This is a genomic window from Idiomarina sp. D18, from assembly GCF_057748155.1.
On sequence record NZ_CM173240.1, the window covers coordinates 233207 to 255070 of the forward strand.

The 21864-nt window shown below is 48.6% G+C and carries 21 protein-coding genes and 1 pseudogene; 11 read left to right on the forward strand and 11 right to left on the reverse strand.

The genetic code is table 11. From position 1 onward, the window contains the following. The first annotated feature begins 71 nt into the window (after positions 1 to 71). The gene (locus AC3AP5_RS01035) at positions 72 to 2738 is read left to right on the forward strand and encodes a TonB-dependent receptor domain-containing protein (RefSeq protein WP_006956271.1); all 2667 of its coding nucleotides are present in this window, start codon (positions 72 to 74) and stop codon (positions 2736 to 2738) included. A gap of 29 nt (positions 2739 to 2767) precedes the next feature. Here AC3AP5_RS01035 and AC3AP5_RS01040 read toward each other — a convergent pair whose 3' ends face one another. The 8 genes from AC3AP5_RS01040 to AC3AP5_RS01075 form a co-directional block, all read right to left on the reverse strand. Then, positions 2768 to 3691, reverse strand: a complete 924-nt coding sequence (locus AC3AP5_RS01040) for a mechanosensitive ion channel family protein (protein ID WP_006956270.1) — start codon at positions 3689 to 3691, stop codon at positions 2768 to 2770. A gap of 12 nt (positions 3692 to 3703) precedes the next feature. Then, entirely contained in the window at positions 3704 to 4321 is a 618-nt protein-coding gene (locus AC3AP5_RS01045) for a glutathione S-transferase family protein (protein WP_006956269.1), read from the reverse strand. 24 nt (positions 4322 to 4345) lie between these two features. Beyond that, on the reverse strand, positions 4346 to 4990 hold the full coding sequence (locus AC3AP5_RS01050; protein WP_006956268.1) for a DUF1707 SHOCT-like domain-containing protein: 645 nt from the start codon (positions 4988 to 4990) through the stop codon (positions 4346 to 4348). A gap of 137 nt (positions 4991 to 5127) precedes the next feature. Next, positions 5128 to 6135, reverse strand: a complete 1008-nt coding sequence (locus tag AC3AP5_RS01055; protein ID WP_006956267.1) for a DUF2339 domain-containing protein — start codon at positions 6133 to 6135, stop codon at positions 5128 to 5130. Between the two features lie 94 nt (positions 6136 to 6229). Further along, entirely contained in the window at positions 6230 to 9430 is a 3201-nt protein-coding gene (locus tag AC3AP5_RS01060) for an efflux RND transporter permease subunit (protein ID WP_006956266.1), read from the reverse strand. 11 nt (positions 9431 to 9441) lie between these two features. After that, the gene (locus AC3AP5_RS01065; protein ID WP_006956265.1) at positions 9442 to 10548 is read right to left on the reverse strand and encodes an efflux RND transporter periplasmic adaptor subunit; all 1107 of its coding nucleotides are present in this window, start codon (positions 10546 to 10548) and stop codon (positions 9442 to 9444) included. A 3-nt stretch (positions 10549 to 10551) separates the two neighbouring features. Continuing rightward, positions 10552 to 11301, reverse strand: coding sequence for a TolC family protein (locus tag AC3AP5_RS01070; RefSeq protein WP_242603670.1), 750 nt, complete (start codon positions 11299 to 11301; stop codon positions 10552 to 10554). Further along, positions 11286 to 11801, reverse strand: coding sequence for a TolC family protein (locus AC3AP5_RS01075; RefSeq protein WP_006956263.1), 516 nt, complete (start codon positions 11799 to 11801; stop codon positions 11286 to 11288). Before AC3AP5_RS01075 ends, AC3AP5_RS01070 begins: the two co-directional genes overlap by 16 nt. Before the next feature lie 212 nt (positions 11802 to 12013). Here AC3AP5_RS01075 and AC3AP5_RS01080 point away from each other — a divergent pair, with 212 nt between their 5' ends. The 3 genes from AC3AP5_RS01080 to AC3AP5_RS01090 all read left to right on the forward strand — a co-directional run bounded on the left by AC3AP5_RS01080 (position 12014) and on the right by AC3AP5_RS01090 (position 14379). Continuing rightward, positions 12014 to 12193, forward strand: coding sequence for a hypothetical protein (locus AC3AP5_RS01080; protein ID WP_006956262.1), 180 nt, complete (start codon positions 12014 to 12016; stop codon positions 12191 to 12193). A gap of 147 nt (positions 12194 to 12340) precedes the next feature. Then, positions 12341 to 13213, forward strand: coding sequence for a LysR family transcriptional regulator (locus tag AC3AP5_RS01085; protein ID WP_006956261.1), 873 nt, complete (start codon positions 12341 to 12343; stop codon positions 13211 to 13213). Further along, complete coding sequence (locus AC3AP5_RS01090; RefSeq protein ID WP_006956260.1) at positions 13213 to 14379, forward strand: YbfB/YjiJ family MFS transporter; 1167 nt, start codon at positions 13213 to 13215, stop codon at positions 14377 to 14379. The genes AC3AP5_RS01085 and AC3AP5_RS01090 overlap by 1 nt, the downstream gene beginning before the upstream one ends. A 232-nt stretch (positions 14380 to 14611) precedes the next feature. On the opposite strand, the gene AC3AP5_RS01095 is transcribed toward AC3AP5_RS01090, so the two are convergent. Continuing rightward, complete coding sequence (locus tag AC3AP5_RS01095) at positions 14612 to 14863, reverse strand: hypothetical protein (RefSeq protein WP_286682509.1); 252 nt, start codon at positions 14861 to 14863, stop codon at positions 14612 to 14614. Positions 14864 to 15585: 722 nt separating this feature from the next. After that, positions 15586 to 15993 (reverse strand): Cd(II)/Pb(II)-responsive transcriptional regulator, encoded by a 408-nt coding sequence (gene cadR / locus AC3AP5_RS01100; protein ID WP_004364961.1) that lies wholly within the window; start codon positions 15991 to 15993, stop codon positions 15586 to 15588. A 95-nt stretch (positions 15994 to 16088) separates the two neighbouring features. Between cadR and AC3AP5_RS01105 the strand changes: the two genes are divergently transcribed. The 3 genes and pseudogenes from AC3AP5_RS01105 to AC3AP5_RS01115 all read left to right on the forward strand — a co-directional run bounded on the left by AC3AP5_RS01105 (position 16089) and on the right by AC3AP5_RS01115 (position 18589). Beyond that, positions 16089 to 16985: a cation efflux transmembrane domain-containing protein gene (locus AC3AP5_RS01105; protein WP_004364974.1), complete on the forward strand. Its 897-nt coding sequence runs from the start codon at positions 16089 to 16091 to the stop codon at positions 16983 to 16985. A 3-nt stretch (positions 16986 to 16988) separates the two neighbouring features. Then, the gene (gene lspA, locus AC3AP5_RS01110) at positions 16989 to 17501 is read left to right on the forward strand and encodes a signal peptidase II (RefSeq protein ID WP_006956258.1); all 513 of its coding nucleotides are present in this window, start codon (positions 16989 to 16991) and stop codon (positions 17499 to 17501) included. A gap of 21 nt (positions 17502 to 17522) precedes the next feature. After that, a pseudogene (locus AC3AP5_RS01115) lies at positions 17523 to 18589 on the forward strand (transposase). 122 nt (positions 18590 to 18711) lie between these two features. On the opposite strand, the gene AC3AP5_RS01120 reads toward AC3AP5_RS01115, so the two are convergent. Beyond that, positions 18712 to 18912: a hypothetical protein gene (locus tag AC3AP5_RS01120; RefSeq protein ID WP_006956255.1), complete on the reverse strand. Its 201-nt coding sequence runs from the start codon at positions 18910 to 18912 to the stop codon at positions 18712 to 18714. A gap of 75 nt (positions 18913 to 18987) precedes the next feature. Between AC3AP5_RS01120 and AC3AP5_RS01125 the strand changes: the two genes are divergently transcribed. The 4 genes from AC3AP5_RS01125 to AC3AP5_RS01140 all read left to right on the forward strand — a co-directional run bounded on the left by AC3AP5_RS01125 (position 18988) and on the right by AC3AP5_RS01140 (position 21864). Next, positions 18988 to 19332, forward strand: a complete 345-nt coding sequence (locus AC3AP5_RS01125; protein ID WP_348664291.1) for a hypothetical protein — start codon at positions 18988 to 18990, stop codon at positions 19330 to 19332. 66 nt (positions 19333 to 19398) lie between these two features. Then, a complete protein-coding gene (locus tag AC3AP5_RS01130) occupies positions 19399 to 19890 on the forward strand; it encodes a DUF411 domain-containing protein (protein WP_487326914.1) in 492 nt (163 codons plus the stop codon). 2 nt (positions 19891 to 19892) lie between these two features. Continuing rightward, entirely contained in the window at positions 19893 to 20111 is a 219-nt protein-coding gene (gene tatA / locus AC3AP5_RS01135) for a twin-arginine translocase TatA/TatE family subunit (RefSeq protein ID WP_487326915.1), read from the forward strand. After that, a complete protein-coding gene (locus AC3AP5_RS01140) occupies positions 20101 to 21864 on the forward strand; it encodes a copper resistance system multicopper oxidase (RefSeq protein WP_339612274.1) in 1764 nt (587 codons plus the stop codon). Before tatA ends, AC3AP5_RS01140 begins: the two co-directional genes overlap by 11 nt.

The following is a 21864-nucleotide window of genomic DNA, read 5'->3' on the forward strand; positions in this document are numbered from 1 at the left end:
GCTCTTTAAAAGCCGTGAGGTGACCTTAGGGACACCTCCGGCTTCCATAGTAACAAGAGGTAGCTAATATCATGCGTGCCAACCGATTCCCTCTGGCAAATATTTCTCTCGCAGTGCTTGCCTGCTTGGCAACACCTGCGGCACTCGCTTGGCAAGACGCCGAGCAAACCGAAGCTGAAGCAGAGCAGCAGGCAAGCAACCCTGAGCAAGTCATCGAGGAAGTGGTTACCACAGGTACTCGTTTACAGGGCAGTGCCGCAGCGGTAGTTCAAGAGCGTAAAGAACAGGCGTTCGTGGCCGATATCATGGGTGCTGACCAGATTTCGCGTACCGGTGATACTGATGCCGCTGCTGCGCTTCGTCGTATTACAGGTCTTACACTGGTCGACGGTAAATTTATATATGTACGTGGCTTAGGTGAGCGTTACTCGAGTACGCAACTTAACGGCATGTCCGTACCGAGCCCTGATCCAACCCGAGCCGTTATTCCACTCGATTTATTCCCCTCGGATATTATCGAAAGTTTAGCTGTTCAAAAGTCGTATTCAGCATCAATGCCGGCTAACTTTGGTGGCGGTAATGTTGATATCCGCCTGAAGTCTGCCCCCACGCAAGAAGTTTTTAATGGCTCGATTAAAGTGGGCGGCAACTCAGAAAATTTCGATGACTCATATTGGTATGATGGCGGGAGTTCATGGAAGGGTAAAGATGACGGAACTCGTGCAGCACCACAAATGTTGCAAGCGTTGTGGGGACAACGCACATTCCTTGATGAAATTAGCATCGAAGATAATCGGGATGTGGCGTTGGCACTGAACCGAGATTATGACCCTCAAATGCAGTCTATTGACCCTGATTATGGTGTCAATGTGACCTACGGTAACCGTTATGATTTAACTGACAAGTGGGCGATTGGTTTTTTGACCACGGCTGCGTACCGCAATGAGTGGCAGGTTTCTGAGCAGTTTCTGGGTGAAAACTACCGCTTAAACCCTGATGACAGCTATACATTGGTTCGTGGTTGGGATGATGTGCAGTCAACCGAGCACCAAGTGACGTGGTCAGGTATGTTCACGCTGGGCATTAACTACGGCGCGAATCACAAAGTCGACTTCAGCCATGTCATTCTGAACGATACCGAGGATCGTTTACGCGAGAAATTGGGTAACAATAACAACATCAACTTCGGCTCTGACCAGCGTATTCGTGAGTTTGATGTGAATTACCAAGAGCGTCGGATGGTGGCTAACCAAATTAAAGGGATGCATACCTTTACCGACTGGAACTTCTTGGGTATTGATTGGAAGTATTCAAAGGCACGTTCAAGCCGTTATGCACCGGGTAACTTAGAGACTCGGTTTATTTTGACGGACCGTAACGAAGATGGAGTTTTTGACCGTCAAACTGAGAGTAACCTAACCAATGCGACGACGGCTGCACGTTACTCTTTTCAAGATCTCGATGATGAAGTTGAAAACTGGGGCGGCAATGTAACTCTACCAATCATGCTCGATGATTGGGATATCACCTTAAAGGCGGGCGCGGACTTTGTTCAGAAAACGCGTTTTGCCACCAACCGTCGTTTTGATATCAATACGCGTGCGTTCCCCGACTCGAGCGTTTTGCAAGGGCATCAGCTAGGCGAAATCCTTAATGATGACTTATTAGCGAATACTGAACTTAGTTTTACGCCGATATTGAACGATACGACGGTAGCGGGCGATGATTATATTTCTGCGCAAGCAATCGACGCATACTACGTTGAAGGCGACGTGTTCTTTAAAGAGAAGTGGCGTATTACGGCGGGTGTTCGTTGGGAAGACTTCCGCCAAGTTGTGGTACCACTGGTACCAACGACCGGTGAAATCGATTTACCAACCAACCCGACACCTAACGATCTAGCTGATTTAGCATTCCAAGAGGATGACTTCTATCCATCGTTGGCGTTGACTTACTTTTTAACTGACGAGCAGCAGTTACGTTTCAGCTACGGACAAACGGTAGTCCGTCCTGACTTGCGCGAAGTCTCTAGTTCAACGTACCTCGATCCGTTGACCTTGTTCCCAGTCGGCGGTACACCAGGCTTGCGGACAACGTCGATCAAGAACTATGACGCACGTTGGGAGTGGTATCAAGAAAATGGCGATACCTTGTCGTTGGGTATGTTCTATAAGGACATGACTGACCCGATTGAATCTGTTCAGTCGCCCGCGCAAGACGGTCCTCCATTAGTACGTATTGCTAACGCTGAGACCGGTGAAGTATACGGTGTCGAAATGGAGTGGTTAAAATCACTCAGCACGAACTTCTTTGTTTCGGGTAACGTTACGTTAAGTGACTCTGAAATCCAGTTGGATACTCAGAAGATTGTTGAACAAACCGGTGTATCGACGTCGATTACCAATACCGAACGTCGCTTAACGGGTCACTCAAAATGGGTGGTCAACAGTCAGCTTGGCTTTGATTCTGACAATGGTAAGCACTCTGCATCGTTGGTTTATAACGTGTTTGGTGAGCGTATTATCATTCCAGGTATCGAAGGTCGTGGCGATGCGTTTGAGCAACCTTTCCACAGTTTAGACGCGGTTTATAGTTACTATCCAGACTTCAATTCTCAGATCACGCTCAAGGTGCAAAATATCTTGAATCAAGATAAAGAGATTGAGTTTGACGATACCTTGCTTCGTTCAGAAACGCGTGGTGTTAGTTTCTCGCTAACGTATAAGCGTGAATTCTAAATACGCGGAGAGTTTTGATAAAAGCGATGCTAATTAGCATCGCTTTTTTTTGCTCGTTGAATAGAGACTTCGAGTGGTCTTAATGTATCGAGGTGCACATCCCGTTGTGGGAAGGCGATGACGATATCATTCTCGGCGAATAGTGAGTCGATCTTGTAGCGCAAGTCCGACTGCACCCGACGTAAATCCATCGGCGCACTAACCGAAGTCCAGAACAGCAAATTGAAGGTAAGGCTGTTATCACCAAAGTCTTCAAATAACACTTCGATGGGGTACTCGGTGTTAATCTTTTTATGCTCTTTCGCCGCCTCCAGCATTAAGTCACGTACCTTTTCAGCCGGTGAACCATAAGCGACACCAACACTGACATTGCTGCGGATATCTTTTGAAACCAGTGTCCAGTTCACTACGCGTTGCTCTAAAAAGTAGCTGTTTGGCACCAGTACATGAATCCCGTCAAACCGACGAATACGTACACAACGATTACCTATTTCTTCAATGCGACCTTGCTCGTTCTCAAGCTCAACGATGTCGCCAATACGAATTGGACTCTCGGTTAATAGAATAAAACCCGATATCAGGTTATTGAGCAAATTCTGCGCACCAAAACCCACACCAATGGCGAACGCGCCACCGAGTACTGCAAATATCGTAATCGGAATACCAGCTAACGGTAGAGCAAGTAAAACCAGTAACAAGTAGGCAATAAACTGAAATAGCCGACGAAAGGTAAATAGGGTGTTTTCCGACGCGCCGTTGCGCAGCAGGGCACGGTTCAGTAGTTGGCGACCTATAATGCGAACAACAATAACACCAACGATGATAATGGTCAGCGCAATGACCACTTGGCTAAAATGGATTTTTGTATCGCCGGAGGTATAAAGTGGTGTTTGCCATAGGGTAGTAAAGGCGGAGCTAAACTCCGCCCACAAACTTGATGCTTCTTCTTGCATATCAGGCTCGAATTAAACTTTAGCAGAAGCGCGTTGCTTCATCGCTTGATACCAACGGAATAAATTAGGACGGCTTTCATCAACGCGTAGATTCACGACTTTGCCAAAGTCGACTGAGCAGAACGCATTGATATCGGCGACGGTGAGCTGACCGCAGGCAATAAAATCTTTACCTTCGAGTTGATCGTTTAAAAAGTCAAAAAAGCGCTCGGCCTCTTTGATATTGTGCTCTCCCCATTCGCGGATGGGTTGCATGCGGTGCTTGAAATAGTCGGTCGTGTGCTGAAAGCCCATGCCAATTGGATAGAACAAGTAAAAATCGACCCAACGCGTCCATTGTTCAATAATGGCTTTGTCGTTGGCATTGTCGCCAAGTAGTTTAGGTGAGTCGGGATATTGGTTTTCGAAATAATGGCAAATTGCCGTGGTTTCGCAGATAAAGCTACCGTCATCGAGCTCAAGTACAGGGACTTTTTGCATGGGGTTTTTGGCTTTGAAAGAATCGCTGAGGTTTTCACCTTTTGACAAGTCAATTTCAATCCGTTCGACTTTATCTAGTAATCCCTTTTCTGCGAGAAACATGCGTACGCGACGCGGGTTAGGCGCCTTCGCCATTTCGTAGAGCTTCATTGATTAGACTCCATGTTGTTGTTTTTAGGTGGTCCAGTTACGCTTTAACTTATCAGCAAACGCAATAAAACGCTCGCGCATTGTTTGGCGTACTTTGATATCAATAGAAGAGAGTACGGAATAGCCGGAAATATGGATGTGCACTTTAGGCGCTTGTATTGGCGCCTCTAGATGATTATCGAGAGAGCTAATAATGTTAGCGACATTGCAGGTCACGCGGGCAAACTCGGGAACAAAAATTTTAATATCACCAACAAGGTCGAGTAGTTGAACATGAATTTCATCGCTCTCGAAGTGCGCATCAGTAAAGTCGATCTTGAGTGAACCCAGCACACTGTAGGCTTTAATTTTAGCCGGTACTTGCCATGCACCTTTCATGCTTTGCGACGACAGTATTGCGACAACCGAATGTTCGCTGCCAGCGAATATTTTGGTGGAGTGTGCGTCAAAACGTGCGGCTTTACTTTGCTCATACTTCGCATCAACTTGCAGGGGTAAGTCTTCTACTAAGTCGGCTAATTGCTGGTGAGCGATCGCATCAAATGCTTGGTCAAGCCGCGCCTCAAAAGCCTCTTGCGATAGTTCACCATGACTGTAATTCATAACCAGCTGGTCTATCACTTCTTCGCGAACTTTATCCAGGGGACGGTCTTCAAATTTTACAGCCATAACGGCTCCAAATGTTATTTAAATGTTTAATTGTTAAATTATGGATCGCTTAAAGCGCTTTTCAAAGCTTATTTTTACAAAATATCTACAATTTTTAACTAATAAATTAGAAAGAGCGGCTTGCGCCGCTCATTGCTTTATTGCAGTGAAGGTAACTTATTAAGTAGCGCAGGCGGCAATTTAGATACCAATGAACTGCGTAACGGATGCCAGAACACCGACACAAGTAGTAAGCCAGCACCCACGATTAAGCCCATCACCGCGCTACCTAAGTCGACCAAGCCAACGCTTGTCAGCACTTGACTGAAAATAAAAATAACGTAGGCCAATGCTGATACCATCAAGGCGCGACGATCGATAATCAGAGATACGACACTCAACACAACATAAACCACCAGTGTGGCGGCTGCTTGAGTAACGCCGATTTCAAAATCACTGCCAAGAATGACGTTAAACAAAGGATGAATCATCAGCGGCGCCGCCAGTAGATGAAGCCAAAATGCGACATCAGAACGGCGACTGGTGCGATCGACGTCCGAAGCATCCCAATACATGGCGATGCCAAAGGTGACTAAACCCCCTGTCATGATCACCAAGTCAATTAAGATACTGTCTAGCAACCAGGTGGTGCTTAGGAAAGACACGATGATACCAACCACCGTAGCGATCCCAGCCGCGAGCGTGATAGGAACACGGAACCGAAACCAATGCGCTGTTGCAACGGCACTGGCAGCAATAAATGCGACACCGCTAGCAAGGTCGGGTCTAACCGCCATGGCAAGTAATTGCATAATCACGCCACCGAAGGTACCGCCCAATGCCGTCACCAATAGCACGATCGATGGCAGCGCCATATGTCGACGGCGAGTGAAGTACTCGGACAACAACCAACTTGCCACAGCTACTAAACCGCCACCGATCAGCGGCGACATGGTATTACCAATCGTCCACAGACCTGCCAAAGCAATCACTGCGGCGATCACGACAAAAATGTCGTTAAAGCCGTGTACCAAAGGAATATACTCTTGGTCTTGATTTAGGACTCCACCGCGCTGTTGTTGAATAAAATCACGAAACGCGTTCGCCGTTTGTTTAGGCATGACACCTGCCTCGACGGCTGCGCGAATATCTTTGTCGCTGTACATTTCAACGCCCTCATTTTGACTTTGATTAAACAATAATCACGGTGGAGACGAAAAGCGAATCTGCTTTGTTACAAACTGTAAGCAGTGAAACAAATCAGGTTCGCGTAAGCTCCTTCACTTTCTGTTTAGAGAACCAAGGGTAGAGCACCGGTAATACTACAAGCGTCAGTAACGTGGCGGAAACCAGTCCACCGACGATGACCGTTGCCAAGGGACGCTGGATCTCAGCGCCTGCACCCGTGGCAAACAGCATGGGTATCAGCCCGAGCGCTGAGGTGATGGCTGTCATCAACACCGGACGTAAGCGAGACCATGCGCCATCAAATACTGCCTCAGTGACCTGATGACCGTCCGCGATGCGCTGGTTAATGCTCTCTACCAGAACCACACCATTTAGAACGGCGACACCAAAGAGTGTGATGAAACCGACCGCACTGGGCACCGAAAGATATTGACCGGAGATAAAGAGTGCAACAATACCGCCAATCACTGCTAACGGCACGTTTACTAAAATCAACATTGCTTGACCCAGGGTGCCGAAGGCAAAGTAGAGCAACAGTGCGATAAGGACAAGCGAAATAGGTACGACAATAGATAGCCGCTTTTGCGCTCGTTGTTGACTCTCAAACTGACCACCAATATCGACTGAATAGCCGGATGGTAAGTCAACGGTGTTGTCGATGGTCTGACGGATATCCGTTACGACACTGCCCATGTCACGACCTTGCACATTGGATTGAATGACGACACGTCGTTGAACATCATCTCGGCGTATTTGGGGTGGACCCGATTCGATCGCGACGTGGGCGACCTCGCCGAGCGTAACCCAAGCACCCGATGGCGTTAATAAACGTAATGAACGAATGGCTTCTGCGGTTGCTCGAAACTGTTTGGCAAGCCGCACATAAATGTCATAGCGCTCATTGCCGTGAATAATTTGGCCCGCTGACGCACCACCCAGTCCATTGTCGACGACATCTAGCACATCAGAGACATTTAATCCGTAACGTGAGAGTTGTTGTCGTTTAGGAGACACCACTAGCTGGGCTTCGCCCTTTATTTGCTCCATTGCTACAGCAACGGCGCCATCGACTTGTTTAACTGCTTCCTCAATCGCCTGACCTTTACGGGCAAGCACATCCAAATCGGGGCCAAATAACTTAATCGCGAGTTGCGATTTAACCCCCGACAGTAGCTCATCGACCCGCGTTGCAATCGGTTGTGAAAAGTTAAACAGTAGACCCGGGTGTGTATCGAGTTTAGCTTCCATTTTTTCCTGCAAGGCGTAACGGTCTGATGCCGTAGTCCATTCTGACTGGGGTTTAACACCGACATAGATCTCAATATTACTGATAGGCTCCGGATCGCCGCCGACCTCTGCGCGACCAATACGGCTCAGCGCATACGTGGTTTCTGGAAATGACATCAGTATTTTTTCGAGCTTAGGAGCAACCTCCAACGCCGTTTCGAGATTAGAAGAGGGGGCCAATGTCACGCGAATATTAATCGTGCCTTCTTCTAGCTCAGGCGCAAACTCGGTGCCCAGTTGCGGAACCAATAGCAGGGCAGCGACAAATAACGCACCGGCGATCGCAACCACCACTTTTTTACTTTTTAAGGTAATGGATAGCAGTCGCTTGTAGCCCCTATCTAGGGGTTTAAGTAACTTATTTTCTCGAGGCTTTATGCCGCGACTAAAGAAGTAACTAGCGAGCGCCGGGACGACCATGATGGCAACAAAAACTGCTGAGATAATTGCCAGAATGATACTGATCGCCATTGGCTCAAATAATTTTGCCTCGACACCCTGAAAGCTAAATAACGGCATGAAAACGACCAAAATGATCATGGCAGCAAAAAAGACGGGTCGTGCGACCTCATTCGCCGCCTCTTTCACTCGGAGTTTGATACCGTGATTATCAAGCTGAGCCGCTTGCGGGTCAGGATCGTGATACTCAGTCCGCTTTGCTGCCTGTTCATGGTGCTCAATATCGGGACGACTCAGATGTTTGAAAATGTTTTCAACCATCACTACCGAACCATCGACCAGCATACCAATAGCGACAGCAATCCCGCCTAATGACATGAGATTCGCAGACATACCGACAGCCGACATAACCATCAAGGCGATGGCGATCGACACTGGTATAGAGAGCAGCACTAAGAAAGTAGCGCGTAAGTTCAGTAAGAATAAGGCCAATACCGCGATGATGAACACAAATGCGATGAGGAGCGAATAGGCGACCGTCGACACGGCTTTTTGTATTAAATCGGCTTGATCATAATACGGCTCAAACGTGACGCCCTCGGGCAGTGCCTGCTGGATAAGCGGAATGCGCTTTTTAATGCCATCGATAGTCGCCTTGGTGTTCGAACCCATACGTTTGAGTACGATACCGGACACCACCTCACCTAACTGGTTGACCTGACCGTCAACTTTGCGCGACATTGATACCGCACCTTGGCGGATTTCACTCCCGACCTCGACAGTGGCTACTTGGCCGAGTGTCACCGAGACCCCGTCAACGGTTTTTAAGGGAATCTGACGGAGCTGTTGCAACCCTTTATCACCGTTCGCGAGCCAGCCCGTGCCACGGATAACTAACTGCTCCTGACCGCGAGGCATATACCAGCCCCCTACGTTACCGTTGTTCTTATTAACCGCATCCATAACGTCCTGTTGGGTCAGTTCATAAGACAATAACTTGGCGGGATTAAGGTTAACCTGATATTGCTTAACCTCGCCGCCAAAGGACAAGACTTCGGTGATCCCTTCAACCGGCATGAGTAGCAGTTTAACCACATAGTCGTTAAGACTGCGTAGCTCCATGCTAGTCACGCCAGAATCAGGGTCGGCGACTAATAAGTACTGGTAGACCTGACCCAGACCGGAGGAGTTAGGACCCATTTCGGGTGTGCCGACACCCTCGGGAATCAACTCTTTTGCCGCTTGCAGTCGCTCAAATACCAGTTGTCGAGCAAAGTAAATATCCACGCTCTCGTCAAACACCACGGTAATACCGGACAAGCCGGTCTTAGAGATGGAGCGGACTTCCTCAACATCGGGAAGGGCATACATGACAGACTCGATCGGATAAGTAATTAATTGCTCAACTTCGGTCGCTGCTAACCCGGGCGCCTCGGTATTCACCGTAACCTGAACATTGGTCACATCGGGAAAGGCGTCCAAATTAAGCTTAGGGATCACAAAAAAGGACGCGATGCTGATGCCGAATAAGGCCAATACCAATAATAGGCGATTGGCGACAGCAAATTGGATAATGCGCTGAAACATACAACCTCCTATTAATGGTTATGCGGGTCAAAGCCGCCCTTAGCAATTTGTGAACGGACGAAAAAAGCCCCCTGACTGACGTATCGTGTGCCTTCCGATACCCCGTCAATAATCTTCCACGGACCTTTTTCATCAATTAGTTCGACTTCTTGGGGTTCGAACTGACCGGGAGCACGTTCAATGAAGATTTGCCAGTCGCCATCTGGAGCACGCATCAGTGCTGAGTCCTGAACCGCTAATACCGGTTGCTCCGACTCAACGGTGAAGTAGACATCAGCAAAAAGTCCAGGATGAAGGCGGTCTTGCTTATTATCGACTGCCAGTCGGATAGTGCGTGTGCGGGTTTTATGGTCGATGGTATGCCCCTCCTGAATGACTTTTGCAGGGTAGTCGACTCCATCGACTGTCACCATCACTTGATCACCAAACTTAACGTTAAGATCGGTGGTACCGGGTAGTCGTGCGTTCACCCACAAACTTGCTTCTTGCAGCACATCAACGAGCTCGGTACCTGCACTCACTTGTTGACCTTGCTTAAAGTTATCGCTAACCACAATGCCGTTAATATCAGACGTCAGTTGATATTCTCCAAGTGGATAATCGGGCTTGGTTAAACGCTCAATTTCGTTAAGTAGCATACCAAACGCTTTGAGTTTAGCGCGCGCTGAGGTAAACGTATTTTGTGCTTCGACGAAGCGTTTTTCACCGACTGTCGATTCACCCAGCGACTGCACCCGTTGCCACTCGTTTAGCGCAACTAAATAACTGCTTTGTGCGTCCGCCATACGCGCACTAAATAGCGTAGCCAGCGGTTCACCTTGTTCGACGTGATCGCCGATACTGACAAAGCGTCTTAAAATGGTGGAATCAATTCGAGGACTGACAACGTAGCTATTGAAATCGTTCGCCACTACCTCGCCGGGCGCATACACGGGGTACTCGATCACGCGAGCGCTGAGTTTGCCAGTGGCAATGTCGGCCATATCACGTTGCTGCTCAGAAAGTGTGATGCCAGCGGGCTCTTGGTGTGTTTCATGGTCTTCTTGATGTTGCTCCTGCGCCTGAGTTGAAACGCTCAGCACCATTGCTATGACTGCATGTAAAGGTTTTACTGACATGATTTATTCTCCAATCGCGTTACTTGTGTGCTGACTGAGCGGGCTTAACTTCAGAGCTTTGCTGAGTTCACCCGAGCGATATAACCATTCGATAGCCGCCAAACGGTATTGCGTTTGTAACGCGATACCTGCGTATTGACTGTCGAGTTGTTGGCGCATTGCGGTGAGGTAATCGGTGGTTGATAAGTCGCCTTCGACCCAGGACTGCTCTATCACTTGGGACGAAGCGCTCTGTCGGTCTTGAAAGCGTTGTTGCCAGCTGTGCCATTGGCTTTTGATAAAGCGATAGTTGTTAAGCGAGGATTTGAGCGCCGCTTGCCACTGATGCTTCAACGCCATGAGTCGCTTCTCTTCCGCCAGTGCTTCGCTACTCGCCGCATGCACTGCGTCGTTGTAGCTGTTACGGATCTGCAAAGGCATACTGAAAGATAAACCAACGACGGTTTCGTGGTCGGTCTCGCCCGCTTCAATACCCAACGTCGGGTTGGCCGTCGTTAGTGAGCGCTTCCAGTCGACATCGGCACGTTTAAGCTGCCATTGCAGATAAGCGGCCTTTAACTGCGGATGCTGTTGCCAGCGAACCGTTAAACTGGGTGTAATATCAAATACGCCATCCTCAATGGTGAGTTGATTGAAATCAGAGGTGGTCAGTAAGGCGTTTAAATCCGCTTCAGCAGACTGCAACGTTTGGTATGTTGCAGCGGTTTGCTGTAATTGACGACTTAACGCCAAAATGGTCAGTTGTTCATCCACGGCCCCAAGTCACCTGCTCGACGACGCTCAGAGACGATGTCGATAGCTTGCTGAACCACGTCCTCCTGCTGTTTCGCCAAGCTGTATCGCCTTTGGGCATCAAACCAGCGCACATAAGCATCGAGTAGCTCTTTAGCGTGCTGGGTCGCCGTTTGACGATAGAGGCTTTGTGCTAACGCTGTCATGGCATCGGCTTGGCTGGCGCGAGCTTCATTACCGGTACTCCAGTCGAGCGTTTGACTCACACCCACCGCGTAGTTATTGACGTCTCCCTCGCGCTCTAAGCGAGAAGACAAGGTTGGATTATATAGCGGTTGATTGAGCTGGCGGCCTTGCTGGATCAGTGCTTGAGCTTGTTGCTCGGCCGCCTGAACACTTGGATGTTGCTGTATTGCTTGTTGCCATAGGTCAGGCAATTGCTGTGCGCTGGCGAAGCTTGAACTCAACGCCATACTAATTGCAGCAAACAAGCGTTTGCTGCGTTTCGAAAACGAACGCATAGGTAGACTCCTCAGTCATGTTACTGCGTAAAACAAATTAAGTGCTGCGAAAGCAGCGTGTTAAGCAGTTATGAGGAGATGGGAGGCCGGAATAATGGCGCTGAAGAGGGATTTGTATAAGCCTGGGCATAGCCCGGACGGATCGTCGCGACACGCGGCAAAGTCAATGTCCGCTCCGCTTTTATGGCATAGAGGTGAAATGAGCCATGACAATGGCAACAGTGGTGACAATCAAAACTAATTTGACCACTACTCGGGAGATTGCTTTTATCGATATGGGATTCGTCGTGTTCGAAATTGAGGTGTTGCTCGAACGCAGATTGATGGGTTTGATGCACGTCAGCGACCGCCTGACTGATTTGAGTCAGAACGGCAAACAGTACAAAAATTAAAAATCCCAGTCTACGCATTACTTCTCGCGGTTGATACGAACCCTGTAAAGCTACATTAAACGCTAATTCGCTTCAAGTTTGGCTGTAGCATTTGAAATTCTCATATAAAGAATGTATTTTTAAATAAATTCCTGTATTGAGAATATAATGAATATTGAATCGTTGAAAATCTTTTGCTGTGTGGCTGATGAGTTAAGTATCACTCGCGCTGCAGAGAGACTGGGTCGAGCGCCTTCAAATGTTACTACTCGAATTCAGCAGCTTGAGTCTGAGGTCGCCACTGACCTGTTTGTACGTATTAATAAGCGGTTATCGTTGTCTCATGCCGGCGAGCAATTTTTAGAATATGCGAAACGCCTTATCGCGCTAGAAGAGGAGGCTAAACAGGTCGTTTTGGGGGAACAAAGCGGTGGTAGTGTGCGAATGGGAAGTATGGAAAGTACAGCTGCAAGTCGTTTACCACAGCTGCTAGCGGACTTTACTAAGAGATTCTCGCAGGTTCATGTAAGTTTAAAGACAGCCCCCTCAAGCAGGCTTATTGATGAGGTGCAAAAAGGGTTAATTGACTGTGCTTTTGTGGCTTTGCATGCAGAGCAAATAGCGCACGATGAGCTCGATGATCGGACACTCAATTCGCTACCTGTTTGGCAAGAAGACTTAGTTCTTCTACTACCACCCAACGAAGCGGGTGTGAAAGATATAACTCAATTAGAAACTCGCACTCTTGCCGCTTTTGCTTCGGGATGTACTTATCGCAAGATAGCTGAGACGGTTTTGGATATTGATGCGAGTTCCGAGTGGTGTGTCCAGGAGTTAAATTCTTATCACGCCATGATTGCATGCGTTGCAGCGGGGCACTGTGTCACTTTGTTACCTAGAAGCGTCTTAGAGTTGAGTCCTGCTGCTAAGACGTTAGCCTCGTTAAATTGTCAAACCATTGATACTTATCTCGTATGGCGACAAGGCCACCTGACTCCCGCACTTTCACGTCTGATCGATGTCGTTAAGGACACGCTGTAATGGAATCGGTGGACCGTAATAATCAAGATCGCGGCATCAGAACGGCGCTAGAAGCGGCGTTAATTCTTACTATTGGAATGGGTTTTGGGCGATTTGCCTACACAGCAATTTTGCCTCACATGGTCGAAGAAGGCGTGTTGAGTGTTTGGGCGGGTAGCTTGGCAGCTACACTCAATTACTGTGGCTATTTGGTCGGGTCACTACTGTCTATATATATTAAACCTCACAACGCTCATCGTATGTGTCTTTGTGCTGTCATCGGCACGGCTGTATTTATGGCATTATTAGCAATGCCACTGCCCGCAGTAGCGATTATTGCGGTGCGCTTTATTGCTGGCGTGTTTAGTGCTTTTTCTATGGTGGCAGCCTCGCTTTGGCTACTTGAACACCGCGGCCACTCGCACCATGCACCTTTATTATTTGCGGGGGTGGGTTTTGGCATCGTCGTCTCTGCAGAACTGATCGTGTTAGCGGATTGGTTGCTGTTAACCAGTTTTGAAATGTGGCTAGCACTGGCATTATTGACCGTAGCTCTCGGTATCATGGTGCTCAGAGGACTATTTGATAGCAATCCCAAAGCAAGCCCAAACTACCAAACGGAAAGTAAAAGGCAAGCGCCCAATATCGGTACCGGTGCACTTATTTTTTGCTACGGACTGGCTGGCTTAGGATACATAATCACCGCAACCTATTTACCGTTTTTAGTCCATCAAGTGTTACCCGAGGTTGATTCGTCACATATCTGGGCGGTATTCGGATTAGGTGCCATGCCCTCGTGCTTTATTTGGCACAAAATTCATCAACGTCTAGGTTCCCAGCTTGCCTTACAAACTAACCTAGGCGTACAGGCGTTAGGTGTAGTGCTACCGACGATGGGTTCGTCCTCTAGCTTTTATCTTTTAAGTGCCATTTTGGTCGGCTCCACCTTCATGGGAACCGTAACAATTGCAATGTCAGCCGCACAAAAAATAAAGTACAGAGTAAAGTTTAATATGCTGGCAGTCATGACGCTTTCTTATGGAGTGGGGCAAATTATAGGTCCTCTCTTGGCAGAGGCGCTTAGAGCTTATAGTGAAACATTCAACAGCTCTTTGATAGCTGCCGCCATTGGCTTGGTACTAGCGGGAGCGATAACTGCTAAACCCTCTAAACAATTGACAAACTGAGGTTTTAAGAGATCGACAGCCCTTCTAGAATTCGGCTCCATGGTACGAATAATTGTTGGTAGTCGGTCTGTAGAAATAAAAAAGCCCCGCACAAAGTGCAGGGCCTTCAGAATGTCACCGAACAACTTCGAGCGTGAATATTTTAGGCAGGTAGAAGTGTAAATATCCCATTTATAACACAGTCATCTGATAGAATATTTATGCCGCAGTTCGGTAATCAAACGGTGTCATATCATTGAGTGAGTCGTGCGGTCTTTCGTGGTTTATGGTGCAAGGGAATACGGGCTACAGGCACTTTCAAATCAAAGCGAACAGCCAGCGTACGTGGATGTTCCTCAATCGCTCTTGTCATTGTGTCATGTAGATCAAATAAGAGTTCCTGAATATAAGGCAAATGCTGAGGCCAAAGCGGAAGCCCTCTGTACGAACTGTCGGAGTAGAGTGTTTGGTTGTGGTTCATTGGATTACGTATTGGCAAATTCATAATTAGAGCCATGATCGTTGACTACTAATAACTGATCTGATTCCGTAATCGTTAACCATGAGTCAGACGTTAAGCTGTCGGGCTCACCAATCCGTTGGTTGACTGAAAAGCAAGATAAACGCGACCACCAAAAAGATATTGGTAAGTTAAGACGGTTAGACGTTTACTTTAGAGGTCTCTATCTAGACCAAATCAATCGAAGTCTGATTGACGAGGTAAAGTTTGATATTCGGAGTGAAGCGTCTGCCTCAACGGCTAACCGTTACCATGTTATGCACATTTGGCTACCGAGCACTTGAAACGAGTGGCTTGTAACGTTGATGGCTCGATTGGTACAAATCTGGTACACCATCAGAAACTAAAAAGCCCCGCACAAAGTGCAGGGCCTTTAGAATAGTGGTGCCGGAGGCGGAATCGATAAGATCTAATAACTTATTGTTTTATAGTGGATAAAAAATATTAAGATTCAAGCGTGTTACTTACCTTGTTACTAAAACTTCAGCTTTAGTTTTTTGATTGAAAGCTTTTTCACAAATGAATCTTTTAACTTTTTGGCTATGCCCAATACTCGCTTAACACGTTGAACATAGCTATAGTGGTCTGCAACTTGTGAACGTGTAGTGGCAAATAAATTCGGGTAAGCGGATTAAATGGTTGATCTTACCTTTGCATGAGAGTGAGACAGACCGGCATCTCATCGGATTATCTGGTTGATGCTTCACCTACTGCTGGTGCATGTTTCCTTCGCTAATTCCAGCAAGAACCCCACACGCCTCAACTTCCCGGTCATCGTTGCAACTCGCTCTCAGTGAAACGAGTTGTTTCTCAAGCGCTTGCAGAGCGGTTATCTGCGACCGCACATGAGAGATGTGATCATCGAGCAAGGCGTTGACGGCGGTACAAGGCTGATGAGGGTCGTCCTGATAGCTCTGTAGTTCGTGAATCTCAGCCAGTGACAGGCCCAGGATTCTGCAGCGACGGATGAAGGCCAGCCCCTCACCATGCTTCTCGGTATAGACACGGTAACCGTTGTCCTGCCGATCAGGCGGCGGCAACAAGCCCTGCTGTTCATAGAAGCGGATCGTCTGTGTTTCGACCCCTACCAACTGCGCCAACTGACCAATGCGCATCAGCCTCCTCCCCAACGGATTCTTTACTCTATTGACCTTATAGTAGCTTTATAGTTTAAAATGGTACCACAACATTGTTCAAGTGGAGTCGTATCATGAGCAAATCCTGTGGTGGCGCCTGTGGCGGTGATGCAACGTCCGCAGCGGATACCGATATACAGGCCTCCTCCGAGGCGCCAGGGAGATGGGTCAGTGTTTATGCCGTGCCGAAGATGGACTGTCCATCAGAAGAACGAATGATTCGCCTAGCCCTGAACGGCTTTGAGGAGATTCGGGCGCTGTCCTTCGACTTGTCGAACCGCCGGCTGAAGGTCGTGCATGACGGCGAGGTCGAGCCCGTCACCTCGAAACTGAAGACCTTGGGGCTAGGCGCCTCGCTTCAGGAAACCGTCGCTGCAAATCCGGAGACCATCAAGGCCGCCGAGTTTTCGGCAGCTTCTGCTAAGCAAGAATCCGGGACCCTGCGCTGGTTGCTCGGCATCAATGCACTTCTGTTCGTGGTGGAAATGACTGCCGGTCTGATCGCCCGGTCCACCGGCCTGATTGGAGAATCCCTGGACAATTTTGCCGATGCGGCGGTGTACGGGCTTGCCCTTTATGCGGTTGGACATAGCGTGAAAATGCAGGTACGTGCCGCGCATCTTGCTGGTGTACTGCAACTGATCTTGGCTGTGGGCGTGCTCGTAGAGGTGGTGAGACGCTTTGTATTCGGTAGTGAGCCTGAATCGCTGGTGATGATGGCTATCGCATTCGTCGCATTGATTGCCAATACCAGTTGTCTGCTGCTCATATCCAAACATCGGGAAGGCGGGGCGCACATGAAGGCAAGCTGGATATTCTCGGCCAACGACGTGGTGATCAACCTGGGGGTCATCACCGCCGGCGCCCTGGTCGCGTGGACCGGTTCCAATTATCCGGATCTGATTATCGGCACCATCGCGGGGGGCATTGTACTTAACGGTGCCAGACGCATTTTGGCGTTGAAGGGTTAAATAATGCTCATTATTGGCAAAAAGCTCTCGCCGTATGCCCTATTGTCCATATCGGGCCTGCTGGCAGCGTCTGATCAGGCTGTAAAGTGGCTGGTGCAGCAATCAATGGCCTATGGCGAGTATGTTTCGGTGACCCCGTTCTTTAACTGGGTGCACCTATGGAACACCGGTGCCGCATTCAGTCTTTTTGCGAATGGTGGAGGCTGGCAGCGCTACTTTTTTATCGGGATCGCGGTGGCGGTCTCGATTTTTCTGATCAAGCTGATCCTTGAAAATCGTCATAAAGGAGAAGCCATCGCTTACAGTCTTATCCTCGGTGGCGCCATGGGCAACCTGATTGACCGGGTCTTTCGTGGCTATGTTGTGGATTCCTTTGATTTCTATTGGCGAGACTGGCATTGGCCGGCCTTCAACCTGGCTGATATTGCAATTGTCCTCGGTGCCTTACTTTTCGTTTCCGGCAGCTTTTTAGGTAAAAAAACAAACACCAATGCCGAGTCGGATGGATCTGACTGAAACCTTCGCCTATACAACACCATGACCGAACTTCCCGACAACATCCTTCACCTGCCGCAATACCAAGTACTGGGCTGCAAAACCACCGACGACGACATGCACTTCCAAGCGGACGCGCCCGATCCCATCGCCTGCGAGGAATGCGGAGTGCAGGGTGAGTTCGTGCGGTTCGGCAAGCGTGATGTTCCCTATCGTGATCTGCCCATCCACGGCAAGCGGGTCACCCTCTGGGTGGTCCGCCGCCGGTACACCTGCCGGGCCTGCAAGACAACCTTCAGGCCCCAGCTACCGGAGATGGTGGACGGCTTCCGTATGACGCTGCGGCTGCATGAATACGTGGAGAAGGAATCCTTCAACCACCCCTACACCTTTGTGGCGGCACAGACCGGCAGAAGGTCGAGATCGTCAGCATGGACATGTGGAACCCCTACCGGGCAGCGGTCAAGGCTGTGCTGCCCCAGGCCCGTATCGTGGTCGATAAGTTCCATGTGGTGCGCATGGCCAACGATGCCCTAGAGAGAGTGCGCAAGGGCCTCAGAAAGGAGCTGAAACCGTCCCAGAGCCGGACTCTCAAGGGAGACCGGAAAATCCTGCTGAAACGCGCTCACGAAGTCTCAGACCGGGAGCGCCTCATCATGGAGACCTGGACAGGCGCGTTCCCGCAACTGCTGGCCGCCTACGAGCACAAGGAGCGCTTCTACGGCATCTGGGACGCCACCACACGGCTCCAGGCAGAAGCCGCCCTGGACGAGTGGATAGCCACCATCCCGAAGGGCCAAAAGGAAGTCTGGAGCGATCTGGTCAGGGCAGTGGGAAACTGGCGCGAAGAGACCATGACCTACTTCGAGACGGACATGCCCGTCACCAACGCTTACACGGAGTCCATCAACCGACTGGCCAAGGACAAGAACCGTGAAGGGCGCGGTTACTCCTTCGAGGTGATGCGGGCACGAATGCTCTACACCACGAAGCACAAGAAGAAGGCACCGACTGCGAAGGTCTCTCCTTTCTACAAGAAAACCATCGGTTACGGACTGCCGGACTTCGCAGAGGAACTCAACTACGGAGTCGATCTATCAACCATCTGAGGGTGGTATCAGATTGATGGGGTGAAGGTGCCCCATCAACCATTAAATCCGTATACCCATAAATTCGTGCTTCTGATCAGAGATGAAAAGCTATACTTGTTGCTTTGGTTAAAGTGAATTAGCTATTTATCAACATTTTTCCATGGGCCGAACGCTATAAAGTAAAGAAGAATGATATTTGCGATAGGGATAACAATCAGAAGACCCAATGGACCAGGGTAGCCAACTCGTTGGCAGATACGCCATGCGGGAACAATAAAAATAGCTCCCACAATCAGCATCCATAGAAAGCCCATACCTGCGAACATTTCGTGATTCATCATTATCTGCTCCTTATTTGACATGCGTTAAAATGACGTTAGACTAAAGTTTATTAAATTGCAAAAAGCAGGGTGCTCGTGCTAATTCGAATTCTGTTATTAATGACAGTGCTATTGGTGTCGATGTCGTTTTCGCAAACGGCAGATGCTCACGCATGCCATGATGACGGGCAAATGCAGCACAGCATGATGCAGGAAGCAGACGCAAGCGATTGTGAACATGAGGCGCAAAAGCATAACTCGTGCTGTGCTGACATGACCATTCGGCATTGCTCCGGCGGCTCGGTTTTGTTTGTCGGACAGTCTTCTTCGGTTAATGCCACTGCAGTTAATCTCTCTGCCAAAGTCGATGCGCCCGTTGACACCTCCATTCGTGCTAAACACACGTCTAATTTGTTCCGCCCTCCAATAATTATCGGTTAATAAGTTACTAAAAATTCAGCACACGCTCGGCGTGTTTCCTTAAAACTTATTAATCGGTGAATAATTATGTCTATCAAACGCAATATCGCTGTTTTAGCGATGCTATTTTCCGTGTCTGTATCTGCAACCGATGTAGAAGAGCAGCAACTAACCGTTCTAAAAGATCCCAACTGCGGTTGCTGTGAAAAGTGGTTACAAGCTTTACCCGATAGCTTTAGTGTGTCCGTACAACATCCGAACAACTTGACCCAACGAAAACGTGATGCCGGTATTAGTGCCGAGGTCCAATCCTGTCATACTACTATTTCTAGTAATGGCTATGTCTTTGAGGGGCACGTTCCTCCTACATTGGTTTCTCATTATTTAGCTGGGAAAAAGTCAGCCAATGGCATTGGATTAACTGTTCCTGGCATGCCGGTAGGGTCTGTTGGTATGGAAATGGGTACTCGGTTTCAACCGTATACGGTCTATGAAATCAAAGAGGACGGTTCAATTACACCTTATAAGCAGATAGCAAGTTTAGAGCAGCAGCAAGCACTCTCAAATGAAGGGCTTTAGCTATGGGTTTTGGCGGCTTGAGTATGGTTCAGCTAGGAATTTTACTAGTTATTGTCATCCTTCTTTTTGGTAGCAAAAAGCTACGAACCCTGGGCTCCGATCTTGGTAGTGCGATTAAAGGGTTTAAATCATCGGTTTCTGATGAGCCGTCTGATAAGGAACAGGACATTCAACGTTATCAAAATTTAACCTCAAAAGAGGAGCGTCATAATGAGCAATGAGTTTAACAAAGGGCGTCGAAAGTTTATTAAATCTGCATTCACTGTGGCGTCTGCTTTAGCAATCGCCAAAGTAGCCCCAACTTGGGCTGCTCCTCAGGGACGCAGTTTTAAAGATCAGATCCTGACAAACGATGAGATTGATCTGACCATTGCAAAGTCCCCACTGCTCGTGGGAAATAAAGTAGGAACACCAATAACCATCAATGGCCAAATGCCGGGCCCTTTGATTCGTTTAAAAGAAGGGCAGCGAGCAAAGCTAAATGTGACTAACCGGTTGTCGGAAGACACGTCAATTCACTGGCACGGAATTATATTGCCGGAGAATATGGATGGCGTGCCTGGCGTATCTTTCGAAGGGATAAAGCCAGGACGAACGTTCAAATACCGCTACGATGTCGAGCAAAACGGAACTTATTGGTATCACAGCCATTCCGGTTTGCAGGAGCAATTGGGACACCTGGGGCCGTTAGTGATTGAACCGAAAGACGGAGACATTGGTGCTGATCGAGAACATACCATTATTCTCAGCGACTGGACATTCGAAGATCCGGATACCGTGTTTCGTAACTTGAAAGTTGCGGAGGGGTACTATAACTATCAAAAACGTACGATATTTGAGACCTTCGAGGACGTGCGACAGCAAGGGTTAGAGAAAACCTGGAAGCAACGAGAAATGTGGGGGCAAATGCGAATGAGCCCCCGTGATATTGCGGATGTGACGGGCAGTACTTATACCTACCTGATGAATGGCCGCGATTCACAGATGAACTGGTCAGCATTGTTTAAGCCTGGTGAAAAAGTACGCCTGCGTATCATTAATGGTTCGGCAATGAGTTTCTTCGACGTAAGAATCCCTGGATTGGAGATGACGGTAGTGGCCGCTGACGGGCAGCCTGTGAAGCCAGTGCCAGTTGACGAGTTCCGCATTGGTGTGGCGGAAACCTACGATGTAATTGTCCAGCCTAAGCAAAACAAGCCTTACACTATTTATGCTGAGAGCTTTGATCGAAGTGGTTATGTCAGAGGTACATTAACGCCGGAACTTGGTCTTGAGGCTGAAGTGCCTGAACTACGGCAAGTTCCTGAGCGAGGCATGGCCGCTATGGGCATGGGAGCGATGGCGATGTCCGGTGATATGAAAGGCAATAGCATGAATATGAAGCATATGGGCGGCAATAACAGCCATATGACGCATAAAATGACACACAAAAAAGAGCTCCCGGTCGAAAACATTAAAATCAAACACCGTGAGTCCGGACATGGCGCCGGGGCGGCTATGATTGCTACAAACCCGGTAAGCCGTTTGCATGAACCCGGGATTGGCTTGGAAGACGTTGATCATAAAGTCTTGGTGTATACCGACTTGGTCGGCGCGCATGAATGGCCGGATACGCGGGAGCCCGAACGACAGATAGAGCTGCACTTAACGGGTAATATGGAGCGTTACATGTGGTCTTTCGACGGGAAGAAGTTTACCGAAGTGGATGGCCCGGTTCAGTTTCATCATGGAGAACGACTGAGGTTGGTGATGGTAAACGATACGATGATGGACCACCCCATACACCTACACGGTATGTGGATGGAACTTGAAAACGGACAGTATCCACGCCCACGCAAACATACGATTAGCCTGAAGCCGAGCGAAAAAGTGTCGTTATTGATAACGGCAGACGCGCCGGGTAGTTGGGCGTTCCACTGTCACCTGTTGTATCACATGAAAGCGGGTATGTTCCGTGTGGTCAATGTCGCATAA